Below are 18,113 nucleotides of genomic sequence, written 5' to 3'. Positions count from 1 at the left end.
TTTCCGCAGAGATAACGACCGATGGAAACAGAGCCTTCAGCATCTGCGGCGGTCTATGGCCCCGTACCAGAATATTTGCAAGCCCGCCGTGAAGTCGTGTTTTTGGTCCTGGGGGGGCTGTTCCTTGGCACCCTGGGAATGCTCAATATTCTGGGCATTAGCCGGTTTGTCAATCTATTTACCTGGGGTGATTTTGCCGTCACCGTGGCGGTAGGAGTGCTGCCCTACCCCCTGACCTTTCTCTGCACCGACCTGATCTCAGAACTTTACGGCAAAAAGCGGGCCAATCAGGTGGTCTGGGTAGGGCTGCTGCTCAATCTATGGGTGCTGTTTATCGTGTGGTTGGGGGGCGTGCTGCCGGGGTTTGAAGCCACCAACCCAGCCACCGGCGAGCTATTGCGCGACGCCGCCGGGCGACTGCCAGTCTTCTTTGAAATTCGCAACCTTACCTTTGGGGCGGTGACAGCCTCGATGCTGGCCTACCTAATGGCCCAGTTTGTCGATGTCTATCTGTTTCACTTCTGGAAAGAGCTGACCAAGGGCAAGCACTTGTGGCTGCGCAACAACGGCTCTACCCTGATTAGTCAGCTGGTCGATACCATCGCCGTCGTGCTGATTACTCACTTTCTCGCCGGAGCGCTGCCCATTGATGCAGGCCAAGAGCTATGGCCGCAGCTCATTCGCTTTATGGGCTACGGCTACCTGTTTAAGCTAGTGGCCGCCTTGCTCGACACAGGGCCGTTTTACCTAGGCGTATTTTGGCTGTCAAACTATTTAGGCTTAGAATCTCCCGTTGCCGAAGTCAAAGCACCTTTGTCTGAACCACCCAGGGTAAAACTAACCGATGGTTCACGATGATTTCTCTCCAAAATTGTATTTCTACAAAGATTTTCCTATAACCATTACTGGTAGCTCCGGGCATAGTGGCTTGGTCCAAAAATGAAGCTCAAAATTAGAAAAATCCATGATCTGGCCATTCTTCCGTCCTATGCCCATCCAGGAGATGCTGGGATGGATCTCTGCTCCGTTGACGATGTAAACATTGCGGCTGGTGATGCGACTCTCATTCACACCGGACTTGCGATCGAGCTACCTCCAGGAACTGAAGCTCAAATTCGGCCTCGAAGTGGGCTAGCGCTCAAGCACTCGGTGACAGTGCTCAATACCCCAGGAACTATTGATGAAGGGTATCGAGGCGAAATTGGCGTAATTTTGATCAACCACGGCAAGCATGCCTTTAAGGTCGTCAAGCGCATGAAAATTGCTCAAATGGTGATTAAGCCAGTACTTCAAGTTGAAATTGAAGAGACCGATGAGTTTACTCAAACCTTAAGAGGCCAGCAAGGATTTGGCTCAACGGGAATATTATGACCCGATCGCTTCAAACGACACCGGCCCCCTCGCCCCATTGAGTAACAAAACTAGGGCAGCGGTATAACTGGTAGGTCTGACACTTCGTTAATCTGCTCTAAGCTGCGACTCTTAAACTCAGTCTGGGTCAAAAAGCGAAAGGTTTCCTGATACATGGGCTTCCAGTATTCGTTGCTCATGTTTTGGCTCACCTCTAGCGGGTCAACCATCGGATGGGGTACCAAGGCCTCGCTGGGGAAGGTGTATAGGTAGTGGTTATCGTAGCGCTTGAACATTGAGGGCTGACTGAGAGACTGCGCAAATTTTTGGTTGGTTCGTAGGTCAGCAGCATCTTCGTTTTCGGTCAAAATCATCAGCGTTGGCTGGGGCCACAGGGCTGCGATGTTGTCTTTACTTTGCACAAACGCGCCAAACCGATTGGCGGCCGTAAAACAGCCCAACGGAAACCGTAGTTCATCCCAACCAAATTCTTTGACATCCAATGGGCCAGCTAGGTTGATGTAGCGCTCGCGGGTTTCTCCGCCATACACCTCTAGCAGCGGCGCAAAGGCTACCACTTTGGCAACTCGCTGGGGGTTTTTGGCCCCCAGGGCTAGGGCCACGGCCCCACCAACAGATAGGCCCACCGTATAGATGGGGCCAGGTAGCGCCTCTAGCTCAGCTAGGCGAGCCTGAGCATCGCTTAAGTAGGTCAAATGAGACGACACAAAATAGCGGTCAAAGTCAGGGTCGTTTTCGCGCTCGATCGCGGCAATAATATCCAGCAAGCGGGGTTCTAGCTTGCTGAGGCGGGCCATCAGCCCCACCATCTGCACGGGGGTCGGGGTAGCACCGTCCCCAGAGGCTGCTAGGTTGGCGAGGAAATGTTGTAGCACCGGGTCGGCGCTAACTTTTTCCCGCAGGGGAATCAAAATTTCGGGTTTGAGGTCAACCTGGGGCCAGTTTTTATCGGGATTGACATAGGCATGGCCCGCTAGCGTGGCCTGATACACATTGAAGCCATTGCGAAACAGATAGTCGGCCAGACGCGACATCTGATGGGGTTTGGCACTAAACCCGTGAAACATGAGCACCGTTCCCTTAACCGGGGTATCTGCTCCGTGAAACAGGTAGTAGGGAAAAGCGCCATCTCGCCGGTCGGAACGGGCGGCAATAGTTTGTACGTAGGTGTCAATGCGCTGCCGCGTAGTCTGGAGCTGATCGTGAGTCGGTGTCGTGGGGCTGGTTTGGAGGGTGACCATGAGCCTAGGGGGTGAGGGCTATATCGTAACTACCGTCGAAAGGCTAAGGCTGCCTTCCCCGGTTGCTACAGAGACACTAGCCCAAATTCCGCTAGGGCGGGATAAAAATTGCGGTTTTCGTGACCGGGGCGACTGAGTTTGATCAAAGCAAAGCGTTGCAGAGGACGCAGCGATTGCCACTGCTCCAGCCCAATCTCAACCCCAACCGCCTGGGCCTGGGCCTGCACATCTGTGGGGATGACATCTCCTCTGTGCCAAGGAGGATGGGGGTCGATCGCCAGGGTTGAGGCCGGGGTGCCTTGAACGCGGTGCACCAGCGCCTGCACATAGGCGGTATAGGCCACGGTGGAGTCGCGATCGCTGCACTGGAGCTTGGTGAGCTGATCGCGCTCGGCCTCGCTAAACCGATGCCAGTGTTCTAGCTTGAGCTTGACGCCACAGGTATCGAGCTTAAGGCGCACCTGCATGGGAATGCAGCGCAGCGACTCAACAAAGTCGGCCTCAAACTGAAAGAAATCGTTGGTTTCTAGCGGTGTGTTGGCCTGGGTCATAGCTTATTTAAGGGCAACGGTCCTAGCGGGGTTGAATTGAATGCACATCGAGGCGGTAGGTCTGCCCCTGGTGGGTAATGGTCACTGGAGCAGGGCCAGCTCCAGCCGCTAGTGGCGGAGCAGGGAGGGGGGTAAAGGTGACCCGCTCAACCTGGGCACCAGCGACGGGGGTAAGCGACCCGGCCACTTGGCTAGCTTGCTCCAGCTGGTTAGTCAGCGATACCAGACCATTGAGCCCGTTGATCAAATCGCGCAGGTTGCGGCGCAGAACCGGGTCGCCGGTTAGCTCATCTACATCGGCCATCACCTTGTGGGCACTTTGAAAGACGCTGCGGGCCGAATCTAAGGTTTGCTGGAGCATGACCAGGTTTTCGGCGCTGTTGAAGGTGCCCGTAATCGAGCGAATATCGGCGGCAGCCACGGCGGCATCGGCGGAGAGGCGCTCCAGGTTAGCAATAAATTGGCCCTCCTGAAAGGCCGGACCAAGGGTAGTGGTAATGGACTGGATTTGGGTAGCGCTGCGATCGAGATTGGTGAGGGTATTCACCAGGGTGCCCCGGTTAGTAACCACCAGACGGTTGAGCTCAGTGCCAGTAATTTCAAATTGGGCGGCGGCACTGCTGACATTGTTGGTGGCCCGGTTAGCTGAAGCCATCAGCGGCCTCAGGTCGGTTTGCAACTGCCGCGACAGCACAATCAGCTCCGTCGACAGCAGGCTGGCGCTCTCGGTCAGGGTGGTGGCGTTGTCGAGGGTCGTTTTGAGGTCAGCAATCAGCTCTGGATCGGCAAAAGCATCGGCGAGTCCTTCGGCCGAGCGAATCAATGAGTCGTAGCTGGCTCCCACCTGACCGTTGAGGCGATCGCCGTCACAGATAATCGTCTGGCCGAGGCAGCTATCCTCTGCCGGTTTAACAGCTAGCTCTTGATCACTCAGCAACCGCTGGGGGGTAATGTCGATGGTGGTATCGCCAATCAGCCCCGACTGGTTAACCATAATCACGGCATCGCGGGGAATGCGCAGATCGCTGCTGCCAATTTCTACCGCCACATCTACAGCGTTGGCAGTGGGCACAATACTCAATACCTGCCCTACGGGCACTCCCCGATAGCGCACGCTGGTGCCCTCTTGCATGCCCAAGGTGTTGTCAAACACGATGGTAGCTCGGTAGGTCTGGCGGCCCGGGTTTAGCCCCCGCAGCCACAGCACCAGACCGCCAAACAGTCCCACCGCTATAAGAATTAACAGCCCCACCGATCCTTCTCGAATTGCCCTTGCCCGCATGGTGCCCCTTAATTCAACCGCTCAACGGCTTACTCACAATCTTATTCTCTACCGAATCAGCTCTACCTGAGCCAGGTTAAAAGTGGCGCTGGCCAGTTTGGGCCTAATGCACCATCTGAATTGGTCCCTCAACCCGGCCGCTAAAGAACTGCCGCACAAAGGGGTTATCGGTTTCATCGACGGCGGTAACCGGCCCCTGCCACTGAATTTTGCCCCGGTGCAAGAAAATCACCCGATCGGCAGTGCGACGAATGGTGCTGTCCTGGTGGGTGACAATTAGGTATGAGCTGCACCCGTTGTTGCGCTGAATAGCGCGAATCAAATCTTCGATCACCGTAGAGGCGATCGGGTCGAGGCCGGCCGTAGGTTCATCGTAGAGCAGCAGTGCCGGTCGATCCTGGGGATTTTCAGGATTTGAGACAATCGCCCGGGCAAAGCTCACCCGCTTGCGCATGCCCCCCGACAGCTCTGCCGGGTAGCGGCTGCCTGTACCCGGTAGCCCCACCATATCAAGCACGTCCTCGACAATCTGGCGAATCTGACGGGCGGGCAGTCGAGAGTGCTGGTAGAGCAAAAACCCTACATTCTCTTCGACAGAAAGGGAATCAAACAGCGCAGCTTGCTGAAACACCATGCCTATACCCACCGGATCTGGCGAATCTTCGATCAGCCCCTCCCGTCGGTTCCCCTGCACATAGATCTCGCCTTCATCGGGGGACAGCAAACCGGCAATGATTCTTAAAATAGTCGATTTCCCCGTGCCCGAGGGGCCAATGATCGCCACCGCCTCGCCTCGGTTCAGTGTGAGATCGACATTGTCGAGCACTTGATTGCCGTCAAACTGCTTCGAGATGCCCTTGAGTTCTAGCAGAACCTCGTCGCCGCAGCCATCTGCGTCGGGCGGTGCGGTGCGGGCAGACGAAGGGATGCCGGATTGCCCTGGAATCGTGCTGGAATTGTGGAGATCGGCCATAGACCTTACCGATGGGAGTACCCGTGTCTGCTCAGCGGTCTGGTTGCCTGGGGTGGTCGAGCCAAGCGGTTGGGTTTACCAACCATTAACAGCCACTGGGCATATCCATGACTTGACTCTATCAAATAGCCGCTAAAATCGAAGGCGCTGGTGCTCATCCTATCAAAGGCTGTCTGAAACACCTGGGCAAATTTCGTCCACCCATCGGGAAGTTGCTTGGGATAAGTCATTTGGGCTAAGTACAATAGCCCGATCGCCCACAGCCCTATTGTCCGCTGCAAACCGCCGCTCAGGTTGGTCAGATCGCTATCGACCTCCTTTCATGTTCTTAAAACCTTTTTATACGGCCTTGACTAGACTGTTTCGTAAGGTCGGTCGGGAGACGCTAACCCTAGCCCCACCGCGGCGGATCAATCGGCTGATGTGGTGGCTGGCACCGGGGCTGCTGGTCAAGCGCTGGCTATTTCTCAGTATGGCTGGGGTGCTGCTGGTTGGAATCGGCGGCATGATTTGGCTCAAGCTGACGCCGGTATTTTATACGGGACGATTGCTGGGGGCGGCGCTGCGGGCCTTTACGACCCACGTGCCCAACTACGTCAGCGGCCCGGTGGGTATCTTGCTGGGGCTGGGGCTGATTTTTTGGGGCCAGAGCCGCACCGTGGGCGCCATCACTGATGTGTTGATTCCAGGGAATGAGGAGGACCTGCTCGACGCCCTGCTGACCCAGCGGCGGCTGTCGCGGGGGCCGAAGATTGTGGTAGTGGGCGGCGGCACTGGGTTGTCTAACCTGCTGCGAGGCATGAAGCGCTATAGCTCGAACATTACGGCCATTGTGACGGTGGCAGACGATGGCGGCTCGTCGGGGCGGCTGCGGCGCGAGATGGGGGTGCTGCCGCCGGGGGATATTCGCAACTGCCTGGCTGCTCTAGCAGATGAAGAAAAGCTGCTGACGGAGCTGTTTCAGTATCGGTTTGAGTCGGGCAGCGGACTGGTGGGCCACAGCTTTGGCAACCTGTTTTTGACCGCTATGAATGAGATTACGGGGGATCTGGAGCAGGCGATCGCCGCCAGTTCTAAGGTGCTGGCGGTGCGGGGCCAGGTGCTGCCCTCAACCTCGGTGGATGTACAGCTCTGGGCCGAGCTAGAGGACGGTCGCCGAATTGTTGGTGAGTCAAAGATTACCGAGGCACGGGGCCGGATTGTGCACATCGGCTGCTTGCCCCCCAACCCACCTGCCCTGGCCAAAGCGGTCAAGGCGATTGAAGAGGCCGACTACATTGTGATTGGCCCCGGCAGTCTCTACACCAGCATTATTCCTAACCTGCTGGTGCCCGATCTGGTGAAGGCGATCGCGGCTCGGCAGGTGCCTCGCATCTATATCTGCAACATCATGACTGAGCCGGGCGAAACCGACGGTTTTTCGGTATCTGACCACATTCGGGCGATCGACTCGGCCTGCGGCTGCTACCTGTTTGATGCGGTGCTAGTGCAAAAGGTCATGCCCTCCGATACGGTAATCAGCCACTACGCCAGGGCGGGGGTAGGGCCAGTGCTGCTCGATCGCGCCGCCATTCTCGACTCGGGCCGCCGCATTATCGCTGCCAACGTGATGGAAGAGAGCGCAGATCTAACGGTGCGTCACCACAGCGAGCGGCTGGCGCGGGTGCTGCTGCGGTGGTACACGCGCACGCAGCGGCTTTGGTAAACAGGGTATAAGGTTTAGGGGCCGGGGTTTACGGTTTAGGGCTGCACCTTAAACCTGTGTAATCTCTAAGAAGGATCGGTGTTGAAGCGGCGGCCAACCCAGCCGACAATGCCGCTAGCGATCGCCCCGGCCATCAGCACGCTCAGGGCAGGCATAATCAGCGGATTCCACAGCGAGTACCAGAGGTCTAACCCGAGGTCGACATTCATGCTGCGCCCCAGTACTGCTACTAGAAACCAGCCCAGGCTAAGCAACACCAGGCCCAGGTCGGCCACTAGGACCCAGCTAATCAGGCTAGAGATGCGTTGTGTGATGGGCGTTTCTTTCATGGGGTTAAGGATAGAAGGCTTGGGACGAGGAATATGTTGGCAGAGATTGGGCGAGCGAGCCTCGATCGCGCTCAGCCGCAATTTTAAGTCAAAAATTAGGCTGCTCTAAGGACTAGAGCAGCCTACCAAAAAGACTAAGTATTAACTGATTGATACAAAATTTGCCTTGGCTGAGGCAGGTAGCTGGCCTGGAGTTATCTTAAGCGTCAAGATTCTGGATCAGCAGATTGTCGGGGTCAACGTAGTGACAAACGGCATCATCCACGCAAATGAGAGCCCAGCCAGAGGCCTCAATACTGACCAATTCATAGTCAGCATCCTGAACAAAAAATCCCTTGTGATTCCGGGTTTCGGGCTTGATTGCAACGGGGTTAGTAGACATGACTAATGCTCTCCAGAAAACAGCGACCAGCAGTGGTAAGAAAAGCTTATGGCTTACTTGAGGAAATCCTATCACTGCCTTCATGAGAATTTTATTAAGTAATCTAAGGCTTTATTGCAGAGAAGCCGTGTAACTGGATGTTACGAGGCGATCGCACCCCCGATGTAGCTTGTCAATCCCTTGATTTATCGTTTCCTGATTGCAGAATCACATAATTTTTGCCGTCAAAGGAAGATTAACTAAAGTTTTATGAATTCTCTATCAGTTCCGCAGAATCACTGAAAAAACGGTAGAAATACTCATGGGTTGCGGCGGTTTTCCTAATGTTTATCCGGTTTTTCTCGGATTCCTCCTTAGGTTAGATGCACTCTCGGCGGCGATGTGAATAGTTGGGTTATTAACTTGAATTCGGTCGCTGTTGCACAATTATAAATGTTCGCCAAAATCGCACATTCCTCTCCGTCAAACAGCCGCCAACATACCAGAATTGCAAGAATTTGAGTTAGTGCCCAAAGCCAAGCCCTAAAATTTGGGTGATTTAACTCGATGGATTAGTCGCTTCCTATGACCTCTCCGTGGCTAGGCTGGATTCAGCAACTTCAAGGCATTGCCCAAACCGGGCTGCACTATAAAAATCATCCTTTCGACACAGAGCGCTACGAACAGATTCAGGCGATCGCCGCTGCCATGCTCGCTGCCCAAATTGACACCGATCCGCCTACTGTTCTGAATTTCATGCAGCAAGAGCAGGGCCACGCCACTCCCAAAGTCGATGTTAGAGGGGTCGTGTTTCGCGATCAAAAAATTCTGCTTGTGCAGGAGCAATCAGACGAACTATGGGCACTACCCGGCGGCTGGGCCGACATTGGTGACTCCCCCAGCCACGCTGTAGAGCGCGAAATTTTTGAAGAAGCGGGCCTCACAGCTCGAGCCACCCAGCTACTAGCTTGCTACGATCGCGCCCACCCCCGTCACGGGCACCCGCCAGCCCTGCACCACAGCTACAGACTGGTGTTTCACTGTGAGATTACCGGTGGGCAACTCACTCCCAGCTACGAAACTCCAGCCGTTGACTTCTTTGGCCCCAACGACATTCCGCCCCTTTCCCTAGGGCGCACCGGGCCAGACCAAATTCAACGCTTCTTTGACTATCTAAAAAACCCCAACCAACCCACCGATTTCGACTAACCCTTCACCAGCTCAACCGCCCCCACTTTTCTACTTCCCTACTCCCCCACCCCCATACTCACCCACTCTCCTACTTGCCTACCCTCCTACTTCCCGTCCTCCTACTTCCCACCCTTCTGCAACGACCCCTGAAACACCCGCCGACCAACAGGCTCTCCGCCCGATGGCACCAATCGCAGTGGGCTCTGTCCATCTGAACTAGCCACCAGAGGTTCGTAGGCAATAGCGATAGGAAAATCGCGCTGATCAAAAGCCTCTAGCAAAGTCTGCCGGGGCAGCTCAGCCGGGTCAATAAAGGTCGGATCGTAGTCAAAAAATGCCTGGCGCTGGCTCTCGATCTGCACGCCGCTGGCCCGCATTTCTTCGTCGTAGGCCAGGGTGTAGTTGACGAAGTCGGGCTGGCGTTCCCCCAGCTGAATGCGGTCTTTAATCACAATGCGATTTTTAACCGTGAGAGCGTACCGACTGGGGGGCGGGGCATCGTCAGCAAAGTAAAAGCGCTTGAGGTCGGTCTTGGCTGCCAGGGCAACACGCTGGCCCGCTGGCAGCTTGAGGCCGCTGAGGTCAAACCCAGAGCTTTTAGACACCTGGCGATCGGTGAGCGAAAACCCAGTCTCTGGGGTAGACGAATTGAACTGGTAGGTCCTAGTCTCATCGGTGAGATTGATCGACAGGTGGGGCAGGTCGGTGGCTTGGTTGGCCACCAGGGTAATTTCCGGCCCGGTGGCGTTGGCCACCAAAAACAGGGTGAGGGTTTGGCTGGGGTCAAGCCTGAGTTCGTCAACGTTGGCCGTATACCCCGGCCCCGTGAGCTGGAGCGTGGCGGTCTGGCTAGGTGCCGTGGCCACCCCAGTCAGGGTGACCTGAAGAGGTTGCCCTGACTGGTCGGCGGGCAGTCGATAGCTGGCAGGCACATCGCGGTTCAATCCACCTTTGAAGGGCACCAGCTCTACGGCATCCTGACTGCTGAGGGCCGGTGGGGATAGGTCGGAGGACGCTGACTCCTCGTAGGGGGTGACGGTGAGCACCCCTTCTCCAATTAGGGTGATGTCTACAGTGGCGGCTTTTGGCTCGGTCTCGGCCCCAGTCTCAACCTTGACGCCACAGAAGGGGCAGGTGAAGGGGCCGGTGGCGGCCAGCGGCTGATCGGCTGGGGGCTGCCGCCACGATCGCTGAGTTAGATCGAGGGTTTTGCTCTGGCCATCGCCCTCAAACACCGGGGAACTGGCGGTGGGCTGGTAGGTCCAGGTGTCGGCCTGGGTGTCAAACTCCACGTGGAGGTCGGTGGGATTGTTGGGCCGACCGGCGGGGTAATTGCTGTCGTAGACGTAGACCCAGTATTTGCCGCTGCCTCGGTCTTCGACGCGGTAGGGGGTGAGGCTGTGGCCCTCGGTCAGGGCACCCTCTAGGCGACGGTAGACCCCCATAGTAAACGGGTCGAGGGAGCCGCCGAGAAAGACACCCAGCAGCGATCGCAAAATTTGAGTCGGGGTAAAGGTGTCGCGCACGGCCTGGGTCTGCTGAGCTACCTCCGTCACCCCCTGCATCAAAAACAGGTTGGCGATGAAGGTTTGCAGATCAAACAGGGTGCGCACCAGGCCAAACACCGTGCTCCCCAGCAGGGCATTGACCAACCGCTGCCACCAGGGCAAGCGCGGCTGGCTGGGCTGCCACAGGTCAAGTACCGCTGCGGCCATGCCCTCTGAGAGGCCCTGGTTCATGCGGCCTAGCTGAGTTTGTAGCCAGCTTTGGGCAGCGGCGGTGAGCACGCAGGTAGTCGATTCGCCTCCGATACAGACCTGAGTGCCAAACAGCTGTTGCAACTGCTCAGTCAGCACCTCTTCCCAAGCCTGAGGATTGCGGGCAATATCGATGGCCTGGGTTAACTCTTGGTTGGAAAACTGAAACCCGTTCACCGCTGGGTCAAAATTGGGCAGGGCCACGCTACCGCCGGGCAGTGGTTCGATCTGAGCCAGCCGGTTTGAGCGATTGGTAGTTGGAGCAACCGTTGGGGCCTGAAGCCTAGTTGCCCAAGGCGAAACGGCAGCCAGCGCACCGTAGGGCAGCAGTTGCACGGTGATGTAAGTTGTGAGCAGCATGACCGCCAACCACCGCCACCGCCGCCATGAACCTAGTTTGATGCCGTGAAAAATTGCCACTGCTATGCCCGCAACGCACTGCCTGGTGATTGTAACTAAAGGGGCCGTCGCCTTGAGTTAGTGCCTAGGGCAGATGAGCTACTGGCTAAGATAATTCACGAAGCTGGAATTCAAGCCCACCGGGTTCTTCTTACCTGCATGGGCAGTTTGCGGCTTTCGTTCAGGATTGCTAGATACAGGTGTGAATTAAAAAAACCAGCGTCTCTCGTAGGGGCAGGCGGACGTAAAGCCTTTGGTTTGGCTACGCCTATACCCTATCCAAATTCATGTCACCGCTCAGCAACGCCTTCGTTCCGTTTTGTGGTGGTTCAGCCTGTCGCTTTTCGTTTATGGAAGCCTAACTGAATGTGGGCGTAAAAGCGCATCATGAAAAGCATTTCTCAGGCTTATTAAACGTTTAAGTTCTTTTCTTAATATATTTGGGAAAATTTTAAGCTTTGTAGCAATACAAGGTTTCTAGCTAAAGTGATAGTCCCCTGCGATCGCTGATTTAGTTAAAATTACGGCCACATTGGGGTGATTATAGGAATTAACTATGTTTTTTCAACTACCGCCGGCTCTACCTCCCGCCACCGCTACAATCTCCACCGTCGAGATCATCGCTGAGTGCGAAAAGGGCAGTCGTGACTGTTTCCCTGAAGATCGAGTTGGGGTTACTGTTGAGCCCGCTAAAACGACTGTTCTTGACCTCACGGGGACCATTGCTGCCGTATTTCATCCCGAAGCGCACGCTTAAATTAGATAGCTGCTGCTACCATCGGCCGATGGAGATCGACCTAGCGGCTTTTTGCTAGGTGCAGAGCCGTTGCTGGGTTAGAGTGCCTCTAACTCCAGATTGGCCGCCGCTGCTGCCAGGGCTGTCAGTGACTCTGGGGCCGGCAGGTAGGGCAGCGTTCCCAGCACAGGGGTCTGAGCCAGACTGGCAATCAGCCCCGCTGGCGCCCACTGCTCGATCTGCTCAGCGGTATAGGGCTGAGAACAGTTGAGCACAATGCCCCGGAGGTCGAGGGCGTTTTGCCGAGCCAGGGCCACGTTGGCGATCGCCTGGGCGATCGCCCCCAGCTTAACCGGCACCACCAACACCACCGGCAGGTGCCAAGCCGCCGCCAGATCCGCCACGGTGAGTTCATAGGTAACCGGCGACCCCAGCCCCCCCAGCCCTTCTACCAGTACCCAGGGGTGTTGCTGGGTAGCGGTTTCCAAAGAGCGCCAGGCCGAGGTGAGATCCACGGATCGGCCCTCTAGGGCAGCGGCCAGGGGTGGGGCCAGAGGTGCGTCAAAGTACTGGGGCGTAATGGCCTCCAGACTGGTGTTAGGGAAAAAGAGGCGCTGGTACAGCTCGCGATCGCCCACCCCCGACTGAAACGGCTTTAGCACCGCCGGAGCTTGGTCTGGCCGATGCTGCTGCCAGTAGGCTAATAGAGCGCTGGTGAGAACAGTTTTACCCACTTCGGTGTCGGTACCGGCAACTAGCAGCGCATTCAAAGAAACCATATGCCCTTATTAGAAAAAATTGGGAAGAGAAATGAGTTGAGGGTGCAAGGTCTAGGGTCTAGGGCTGCCCCTTTGAACCTTAAACCCTGAACCTTTAACGCAACCCCTTAATTTGCCGATATCGTCAGCACGTAGTTAGACGGGCGGGGCGACGACACATCCACAATGTAGTCGCCACTGCTGGGCAGCTGCCCCTGCCACGACAGCACCCGCGACGCGTCAGGAATCAGCTCGCCGTTGGGAAAGCGCACATCAAGGGTGACCGGGCCGCTGACGCTGGGCAGCTCTAGGGCCAACACCTGCCCCTCCTGAGCATTGACGATGTAGCGGCGCGAGCGGGCTTCATTGACCTGACCCGACACCTGCACGCTGGTCTGCCCCGGCGGAATTTGCACCCGCTGCTCAACCACGTTGGCGTCGGGGTTTGGCCCCGGTTCGGTCTCGGGCTCAGGCTCCACCGGGGGCTGAGGCTCAACGCTAGGCTCAGGATCGGGCTCAACAGTCGCCTCAGGGTCGGGCTGGTCGCTGAGACTCACCTCTAGCTCGTAGTCACTCTGCTCTAGACCCTGCACTGGGCGCAACTGCACAATATATTCGCCATCGACGGGCAAGGTGCCCTGCCAGTTGAGTACGCGCTGGGCCGAGCTATCCACCGGCTCGCCCTCAGGGGTGAGCACGGTGATCAGCACCCCTTCGCCGGTCATGCGGGTTAGCAGCACCTGACCAGCGGCGGCGTTGAGGCGGTAGTTGATAGTTTCGTTGCTGCGCAGACTGCCCCTGACGGTGCGATCGCTCCCCGGTTGAATGGCTAGGTTTTGGCTGTACTCAACCGGGCTAGTTTCGGGGGTAGGCTCAGCCGTGGGTTCGGGAGTGGGCTGAGGCTGCTGGGGGTCAAGGGTGATCTCAGGTGTGGGCACCGGAGTCGGGGCCGGGGTGCGGTTGAGCAGGCTCACCAACGTCCAGCCGCCGAGGCCCGCCAGCAGAGCCAAAATTCCGCCAATCACAGCCACGGCCCAGGGGTTTTCCCACAGAGTGGCGGGCTCGGCAACGGGCACCGGGGCGGTGTAGTTAGGCGCTTGGGTTGCAGCACCTACCTTGGTCGGCTGATACTGTCGACCCACGGCCACCGTTCGCACCTGAGAGGGCGTTGATGCTGCGGCAGGACCGGGCGCTGTGCCCACGGCACCGAGAGCCTGAGCCATTTCGCTCACCGATTGGTAGCGATCGCCCGGTCGGTAGCTGGTAGCCTTTCGCAACACCTGAATCAGGCCGGGGCTGAGGGTGCTAGGCAAATGCCAGCTGAGGTTGACGTCGTCAAAAATCTCCTGGGGTTCTTTCCCAGTGAGCAGCACAATGGCGGTCACCGCCAGGGCGTAGAGGTCGCTGCTGGGGTAGGCCCGGCCCGACTGCATTTGCTCGCTGGGAGCGTAGCCCAGCTTGCCCACCGAGGTGGCCTGGCTCAGGGTGCCCGGCGGCTGAATGCGGGTGACGACTTCTTTAACCACTCCAAAGTCGATCAGCACCGGCAGGCTGTCGGCCTGGCGCTGCATGACGTTGTCGGGGCTAATGTCGCGGTGAATGATGCCCTTGCTGTGAATGTGGGCCAGCACCGGCAAAATCTGCTGCAAGAACTGCCGCACCTCGGCCTCTGAGAAAGCCATCCCCTGCTGAATCCGCTGGTTGAGCAGGTCGCGGTAGGTGACACCGTCAATATAATCTTGCACCAGAAACAGGCGCTGATTTTCCTCAAAAATGGCCTGAAACTTAGGGATCTGCGGATGTTCAATGCTGTAAAGAATGGCGGCTTCGCGCTGAAATAGCTGAAGCGCCTTGTCAGAAAACTGATCGCCCTGCTGAGGTTCGAGTTCTTTAACGGCGCAGCGTTCGTTAAAGCGGCCTAGGTCTTCGGCTAGGTAGGTGCGCCCAAAGCCGCCATGACCCAGCTCTTGCAGCACACGGTAGCGGTTCTGAAGGGTGGTACCAGGGGTCAGGGTGGGGTGCATAGATTTGAACAATTCAGGGCTGAAAATAGGCAGCCAGTCTGCCAGAGCGATCGCTACACCAGTTTACAGTAGGATTACCGACCGCTTCATGGGTGCTCTGGGCGGGCGTCTACGCCGCCAATGGGGAGGAAGACCCTACTGGAGGAATGCTAACGCCTTTGCAACAATAGTAAAGCGAGCACTAGAGCGCAGGCATGTCGCTCCCCAGGTACGCAGCAGGCTGACGCAATGCTGAAGGCAGCGATCGCGGTTCAAGACTAGAACAGGGGCAACGGCCAGTTAGATAGGGCCGTCATCACCACTTATTAAGCAACCTATATAGGAAGGCAACAGGCCATGGGGCTAGGGTTAACGGGCAAAGACGACGCCAGTGTTCTAGATACAGAGACTGCGGGCACCATCGCGGGAGGGTTTCTCCCGCAGCTGAAACCGATGCTGACCCTACCAGCGCTGCTAAAGCGACCGCTGTTGGTGGGCGGTTTAGGCCTTTCTGCTACCCTAGCCCTGCTGGGCAGCACCCACATCAACCCCCTCGATAGCTCGACGTTGCTCAGCGCCATTGCTATGGGCTCGGGTTTATGGTGGTGGCGGCGGGGTGTGCCTGCGCCAGCGGCCCCCAAGCCCATTGCGCCGCCCGTGGTCGATCGCACTCGGGTTGAAATCGAGCTGGCGACGCTGTCGGCTCTGATCGACACCCTGGCCCAGGAAGCTGAGCTAGCCAGTCAAGCAACCACAGTCTCAGCTCCGCTCACCCGCTATCGCCAGGGACACCAAGCCCTAGGGGCAGAACTCGATCGCCCAACGCTGCGGGTGGCGATCGCAGGCGAACCCCGCACCGGCAAAACCACTCTGCTCACCCTGCTCACACCCCCATCCGATGCAGCCGTTGAGAAAAACTCTTCCTTGAGCTTTGAAGAAGTGGCCCTGACCGCCACCCCTGACTGGCTCGACTATGACGGCCTGCTGCTAATCACCGACGGCGACATTACCGACAGCGCCCTCACTCTGCTGCGGGAGCGCGCGATCGCCGGTCAAGGCGCTGTGCTGGTGTTCAACAAGCACGACCACTACGACTCTGCCGACCAGCAGACGATTTTGGCCCAGCTTCAGCAGCGGGTGGCAACCCTGCCCGCCACCGTGCCCGTCGTCACCGCCGCCGCTGCCCCTCGGCCAATTAAGGTGCGCCGTCACCAGGCCGACGGCACATTTACAGAAACTATAGAAACACCTGCCCCCGCGATCGCTGGGCTTCAGGCTGCCCTCGATCGCGCCATAGTTGCTGAGCGATCAACCCTAGTTGCGGCCACGGTGCTGCGCCGCAGTCAGGCCCTGCGCCAGCAGGTGCAAACCGACCTCAACCGCCTGCGCCGCGATCGCGCCCTGCCCTTGATAGACCAGCTTCAGTGGGTAGCCGGGGCCGCTGCCTTTGCCAACCCCGTACCCACCCTCGACCTGCTGGCCACCGTCGCCATTAACGGCCAGCTGATTCTCGATCTGGGCAAAATCTACGGCTTTAACCTTACTCTCAACGAGGCTAAAACCGCCGCCGGCACCCTGGCTAGCCTCACCGTCAAGCTAGGCCTGGTTGAACTCTCGACCCAGGTGCTCACCGCCGTACTCAAAAGCCACTTCGCCACCTACCTGGCCGGAGGCCTGGTGCAAGGACTCAGCGCCGCCTACCTTACCCACATGGCCGGCCTCAGCCTGGTCGACTACTTTGAGCAAGCCGCCCTAGCCGGCACCCCCACCAGCGAACTGTCCTGGGACGCGATCGCCCAGCGCCTGCAAACCACCATCCGCCAAAACCGCCAGCTCAGCCTGCTGCAAACCCTCGCCAAACAGGGCATCGACATTCTCAAGCCCACCCCTGCCCAGCTCCCCGCCAGCACCGCCCAACCCCTCGACCTCGAACCGATCGCCCTCGATGCGATCGCCGAAACCATCCCCGCCACCACCATCCCCCTCGAACCCACCCCACCCCACAACTAACCCTCTCCCACTCGCCTACCCATCCACCCTCCCACCCGCCTACCCATCCTCTCCCCCATGCCCCCCTCCCCCCTCCTCTCCCGCGCCCGCCAAACCCTCAGCCAGGCCGTGACTCGCTACTCCACAGCGGTCCAGGGCAGCGCCAACCCCCACCAGGCAGCGGTGAAACAGGGCTTAGGCCAGCTCCAAGCCCTCAGCGCCAAGCTAGAATCGCGCTGCCTGCGGGTGGCAGTCTTTGGCCTGGTGAGCCGAGGCAAGTCGGCGGTCATCAACGCCCTAGTGGGAGAGAGCATCCTCGAAACTGGCCCGCTGCACGGGGTCACCCGTTGGCCTCGGTCAGTGTACTGGCAACCCGAAGTGGACAGTGACCTACCTTGGCAGATTGAGCTGGTGGATACGCCCGGCCTGGATGAGGTCGGTGGCGATATTCGCGCCGAGATGGCTCAGACCGTGGCTAACCAGGCCGACCTGATTCTATTTGTGGTGGCGGGGGAGATTACCCAGCTAGAGTACGACGCCCTGGCGGAACTACAGCGCGGGCACAAGCCGCTGCTGCTGGTGTTCAATAAAATTGATCTGTATCCCGAGATCGACCGCCAGGCGGTATATGCCACCCTCAATAGTCTGCGGGCTGAGCTGGGCCGAGATACTCCAGGAGCCAAGTTGGCTGTAGAGGAGGTCGTCATGGTGGCTGCCAGTCCGGCCCCACTTCAGGTGCGGGTAGAATGGCCCGATGGTCGCACCAGTGACGAATGGGAACCCCAGCCCCCTCAAATTGAGCCGTTGCGCCAAGCGCTGTTAGCCATTGTGGGCCAGGATGGCTCTGCCCTGGTAGCCCTCAATGCCCTGCGCCACGCCCGCTCGATCGAGGGCGATATGGTGGACCATGTCAGCCGTTTGCACAGCGATCGCGCCGACGAAACCATCTGGCAGTTTGCCAAGTACAAAGCCGCCGCTGTGGCCCTCAACCCGATCGCGGGGCTGGACCTGCTGGGCGGCGTGCTAATCGATCTGGTAATGATTCGCACCCTGGCGCGACTCTACGGCTTTCCGATCACGGGTCATGAGGCGGGGCGGCTGTGGCGGGCGATTCTCAAAAGCTCGGGTACTCTGCTGCTGAGCGAGCTGGGCAGCGGGCTGCTGGGGGCGGGCAAAACCACCGCTGCCTTGGTCACCCTAGTGGATAGCGTCTCGGGGGTAGCTGCTTTGGCGGGGGCAATGACAGCCCAGGCTAGCGCCGCTGGGTACGGGGCATACACCGTTGGCCAGGCCGCTAAAACCTACCTAGAGCAGGGTTGCACCTGGGGGCCAGAGGGAGTTAGCGCGACCCTAGCGGCTCTACTCAACGACACCCAAACCTCGGCTACCCTAGCTCGTCTACGCCAGGAGGTTGAGGCCGATCTGGTAGCGGTTTCGACACCCCATGGCTAGCGGTGTCGCCCTGAT

The 18,113-nt window shown here is 58.0% G+C and carries 16 protein-coding genes; 7 read left to right on the top strand and 9 right to left on the bottom strand.

The features are described 5' to 3' along the window. The first annotated feature begins 21 nt into the window (after nucleotides 1-21). Entirely contained in the window at nucleotides 22-858 is an 837-nt protein-coding gene (locus H6F59_RS16690; protein ID WP_190702462.1) for a queuosine precursor transporter, read from the top strand. Nucleotides 859-939: 81 nt separating this feature from the next. Beyond that, nucleotides 940-1,371 carry a dUTP diphosphatase gene (dut, locus tag H6F59_RS16685; protein WP_190702460.1) on the top strand — a complete coding sequence of 144 codons (432 nt, stop codon included), beginning with the start codon at nucleotides 940-942 and terminating at the stop codon, nucleotides 1,369-1,371. A gap of 50 nt (nucleotides 1,372-1,421) precedes the next feature. Here the strand turns inward: dut and H6F59_RS16680 are convergent, their stop codons facing one another. The 4 genes from H6F59_RS16680 to H6F59_RS16665 all read right to left on the bottom strand — a co-directional run bounded on the left by H6F59_RS16680 (nucleotide 1,422) and on the right by H6F59_RS16665 (nucleotide 5,418). Beyond that, a complete protein-coding gene (locus tag H6F59_RS16680) occupies nucleotides 1,422-2,612 on the bottom strand; it encodes a carboxylesterase (protein ID WP_190702457.1) in 1,191 nt (396 codons plus the stop codon). Nucleotides 2,613-2,677: 65 nt separating this feature from the next. Beyond that, the gene (locus tag H6F59_RS16675; RefSeq protein ID WP_190702454.1) at nucleotides 2,678-3,163 is read right to left on the bottom strand and encodes a nitrate reductase associated protein; all 486 of its coding nucleotides are present in this window, start codon (nucleotides 3,161-3,163) and stop codon (nucleotides 2,678-2,680) included. Between the two features lie 22 nt (nucleotides 3,164-3,185). Then, nucleotides 3,186-4,445 (bottom strand): MlaD family protein, encoded by a 1,260-nt coding sequence (locus H6F59_RS16670; RefSeq protein WP_190702452.1) that lies wholly within the window; start codon nucleotides 4,443-4,445, stop codon nucleotides 3,186-3,188. Nucleotides 4,446-4,548: 103 nt separating this feature from the next. Continuing rightward, nucleotides 4,549-5,418, bottom strand: a complete 870-nt coding sequence (locus H6F59_RS16665; RefSeq protein WP_190702450.1) for an ABC transporter ATP-binding protein — start codon at nucleotides 5,416-5,418, stop codon at nucleotides 4,549-4,551. A gap of 322 nt (nucleotides 5,419-5,740) precedes the next feature. Between H6F59_RS16665 and yvcK the strand changes: the two genes are divergently transcribed. Next, nucleotides 5,741-7,123: a gluconeogenesis factor YvcK family protein gene (gene yvcK / locus H6F59_RS16660; protein ID WP_190517619.1), complete on the top strand. Its 1,383-nt coding sequence runs from the start codon at nucleotides 5,741-5,743 to the stop codon at nucleotides 7,121-7,123. Nucleotides 7,124-7,188: 65 nt separating this feature from the next. Here yvcK and H6F59_RS16655 read toward each other — a convergent pair whose 3' ends face one another. Both H6F59_RS16655 and H6F59_RS16650 read right to left on the bottom strand, forming a co-directional pair. Then, entirely contained in the window at nucleotides 7,189-7,452 is a 264-nt protein-coding gene (locus tag H6F59_RS16655) for a hypothetical protein (protein ID WP_190702448.1), read from the bottom strand. A 199-nt stretch (nucleotides 7,453-7,651) separates the two neighbouring features. After that, complete coding sequence (locus H6F59_RS16650) at nucleotides 7,652-7,834, bottom strand: hypothetical protein (RefSeq protein ID WP_190702446.1); 183 nt, start codon at nucleotides 7,832-7,834, stop codon at nucleotides 7,652-7,654. Nucleotides 7,835-8,398: 564 nt separating this feature from the next. Between H6F59_RS16650 and H6F59_RS16645 the strand changes: the two genes are divergently transcribed. Then, nucleotides 8,399-9,022: an NUDIX hydrolase N-terminal domain-containing protein gene (locus H6F59_RS16645; protein ID WP_190702444.1), complete on the top strand. Its 624-nt coding sequence runs from the start codon at nucleotides 8,399-8,401 to the stop codon at nucleotides 9,020-9,022. Between the two features lie 101 nt (nucleotides 9,023-9,123). Here the strand turns inward: H6F59_RS16645 and H6F59_RS16640 are convergent, their stop codons facing one another. Further along, nucleotides 9,124-11,121: a hypothetical protein gene (locus H6F59_RS16640; RefSeq protein WP_190702442.1), complete on the bottom strand. Its 1,998-nt coding sequence runs from the start codon at nucleotides 11,119-11,121 to the stop codon at nucleotides 9,124-9,126. A 595-nt stretch (nucleotides 11,122-11,716) separates the two neighbouring features. Here H6F59_RS16640 and H6F59_RS16635 point away from each other — a divergent pair. Continuing rightward, complete coding sequence (locus H6F59_RS16635; protein ID WP_190517632.1) at nucleotides 11,717-11,917, top strand: hypothetical protein; 201 nt, start codon at nucleotides 11,717-11,719, stop codon at nucleotides 11,915-11,917. A gap of 77 nt (nucleotides 11,918-11,994) precedes the next feature. Here H6F59_RS16635 and bioD read toward each other — a convergent pair whose 3' ends face one another. Then, on the bottom strand, nucleotides 11,995-12,675 hold the full coding sequence (gene bioD, locus H6F59_RS16630; RefSeq protein ID WP_190702439.1) for a dethiobiotin synthase: 681 nt from the start codon (nucleotides 12,673-12,675) through the stop codon (nucleotides 11,995-11,997). A gap of 107 nt (nucleotides 12,676-12,782) precedes the next feature. Continuing rightward, nucleotides 12,783-14,678 carry a serine/threonine-protein kinase gene (locus H6F59_RS16625; protein WP_190702436.1) on the bottom strand — a complete coding sequence of 632 codons (1,896 nt, stop codon included), beginning with the start codon at nucleotides 14,676-14,678 and terminating at the stop codon, nucleotides 12,783-12,785. Between the two features lie 336 nt (nucleotides 14,679-15,014). Between H6F59_RS16625 and H6F59_RS16620 the strand changes: the two genes are divergently transcribed. Both H6F59_RS16620 and H6F59_RS16615 read left to right on the top strand, forming a co-directional pair. After that, on the top strand, nucleotides 15,015-16,667 hold the full coding sequence (locus H6F59_RS16620; protein ID WP_190702434.1) for a DUF697 domain-containing protein: 1,653 nt from the start codon (nucleotides 15,015-15,017) through the stop codon (nucleotides 16,665-16,667). A 57-nt stretch (nucleotides 16,668-16,724) separates the two neighbouring features. Continuing rightward, nucleotides 16,725-18,098 carry a GTP-binding protein gene (locus H6F59_RS16615; RefSeq protein ID WP_190702431.1) on the top strand — a complete coding sequence of 458 codons (1,374 nt, stop codon included), beginning with the start codon at nucleotides 16,725-16,727 and terminating at the stop codon, nucleotides 18,096-18,098. Nucleotides 18,099-18,113: the final 15 nt, after the last annotated feature.

Origin of the sequence: Nodosilinea sp. FACHB-141, from assembly GCF_014696135.1 — a bacterium.
Taxonomy (GTDB): Bacteria; Cyanobacteriota; Cyanobacteriia; order Phormidesmidales; family Phormidesmidaceae; genus Nodosilinea.
Note: the sequence above shows the minus strand (reverse complement) of the source record. Positions and strands in the feature narration are given on the sequence as shown.

Coding starts and splice junctions, on each gene's coding strand:
- H6F59_RS16625 (WP_190702436.1), bottom strand. CDS start 14,678: ATGCACCCCACCCTGACCCCTGGTACCACCCTTCAGAACCGCTACCGT.
- H6F59_RS16675 (WP_190702454.1), bottom strand. CDS start 3,163: ATGACCCAGGCCAACACACCGCTAGAAACCAACGATTTCTTTCAGTTT.
- H6F59_RS16615 (WP_190702431.1), top strand. CDS start 16,725: ATGCCCCCCTCCCCCCTCCTCTCCCGCGCCCGCCAAACCCTCAGCCAG.
- H6F59_RS16650 (WP_190702446.1), bottom strand. CDS start 7,834: ATGTCTACTAACCCCGTTGCAATCAAGCCCGAAACCCGGAATCACAAG.
- bioD (WP_190702439.1), bottom strand. CDS start 12,675: ATGGTTTCTTTGAATGCGCTGCTAGTTGCCGGTACCGACACCGAAGTG.
- H6F59_RS16670 (WP_190702452.1), bottom strand. CDS start 4,445: ATGCGGGCAAGGGCAATTCGAGAAGGATCGGTGGGGCTGTTAATTCTT.
- H6F59_RS16640 (WP_190702442.1), bottom strand. CDS start 11,121: ATGCTGCTCACAACTTACATCACCGTGCAACTGCTGCCCTACGGTGCG.
- H6F59_RS16655 (WP_190702448.1), bottom strand. CDS start 7,452: ATGAAAGAAACGCCCATCACACAACGCATCTCTAGCCTGATTAGCTGG.
- H6F59_RS16635 (WP_190517632.1), top strand. CDS start 11,717: ATGTTTTTTCAACTACCGCCGGCTCTACCTCCCGCCACCGCTACAATC.
- H6F59_RS16680 (WP_190702457.1), bottom strand. CDS start 2,612: ATGGTCACCCTCCAAACCAGCCCCACGACACCGACTCACGATCAGCTC.
- H6F59_RS16620 (WP_190702434.1), top strand. CDS start 15,015: ATGGGGCTAGGGTTAACGGGCAAAGACGACGCCAGTGTTCTAGATACA.
- H6F59_RS16665 (WP_190702450.1), bottom strand. CDS start 5,418: ATGGCCGATCTCCACAATTCCAGCACGATTCCAGGGCAATCCGGCATC.
- yvcK (WP_190517619.1), top strand. CDS start 5,741: ATGTTCTTAAAACCTTTTTATACGGCCTTGACTAGACTGTTTCGTAAG.
- H6F59_RS16690 (WP_190702462.1), top strand. CDS start 22: ATGGAAACAGAGCCTTCAGCATCTGCGGCGGTCTATGGCCCCGTACCA.
- dut (WP_190702460.1), top strand. CDS start 940: ATGAAGCTCAAAATTAGAAAAATCCATGATCTGGCCATTCTTCCGTCC.
- H6F59_RS16645 (WP_190702444.1), top strand. CDS start 8,399: ATGACCTCTCCGTGGCTAGGCTGGATTCAGCAACTTCAAGGCATTGCC.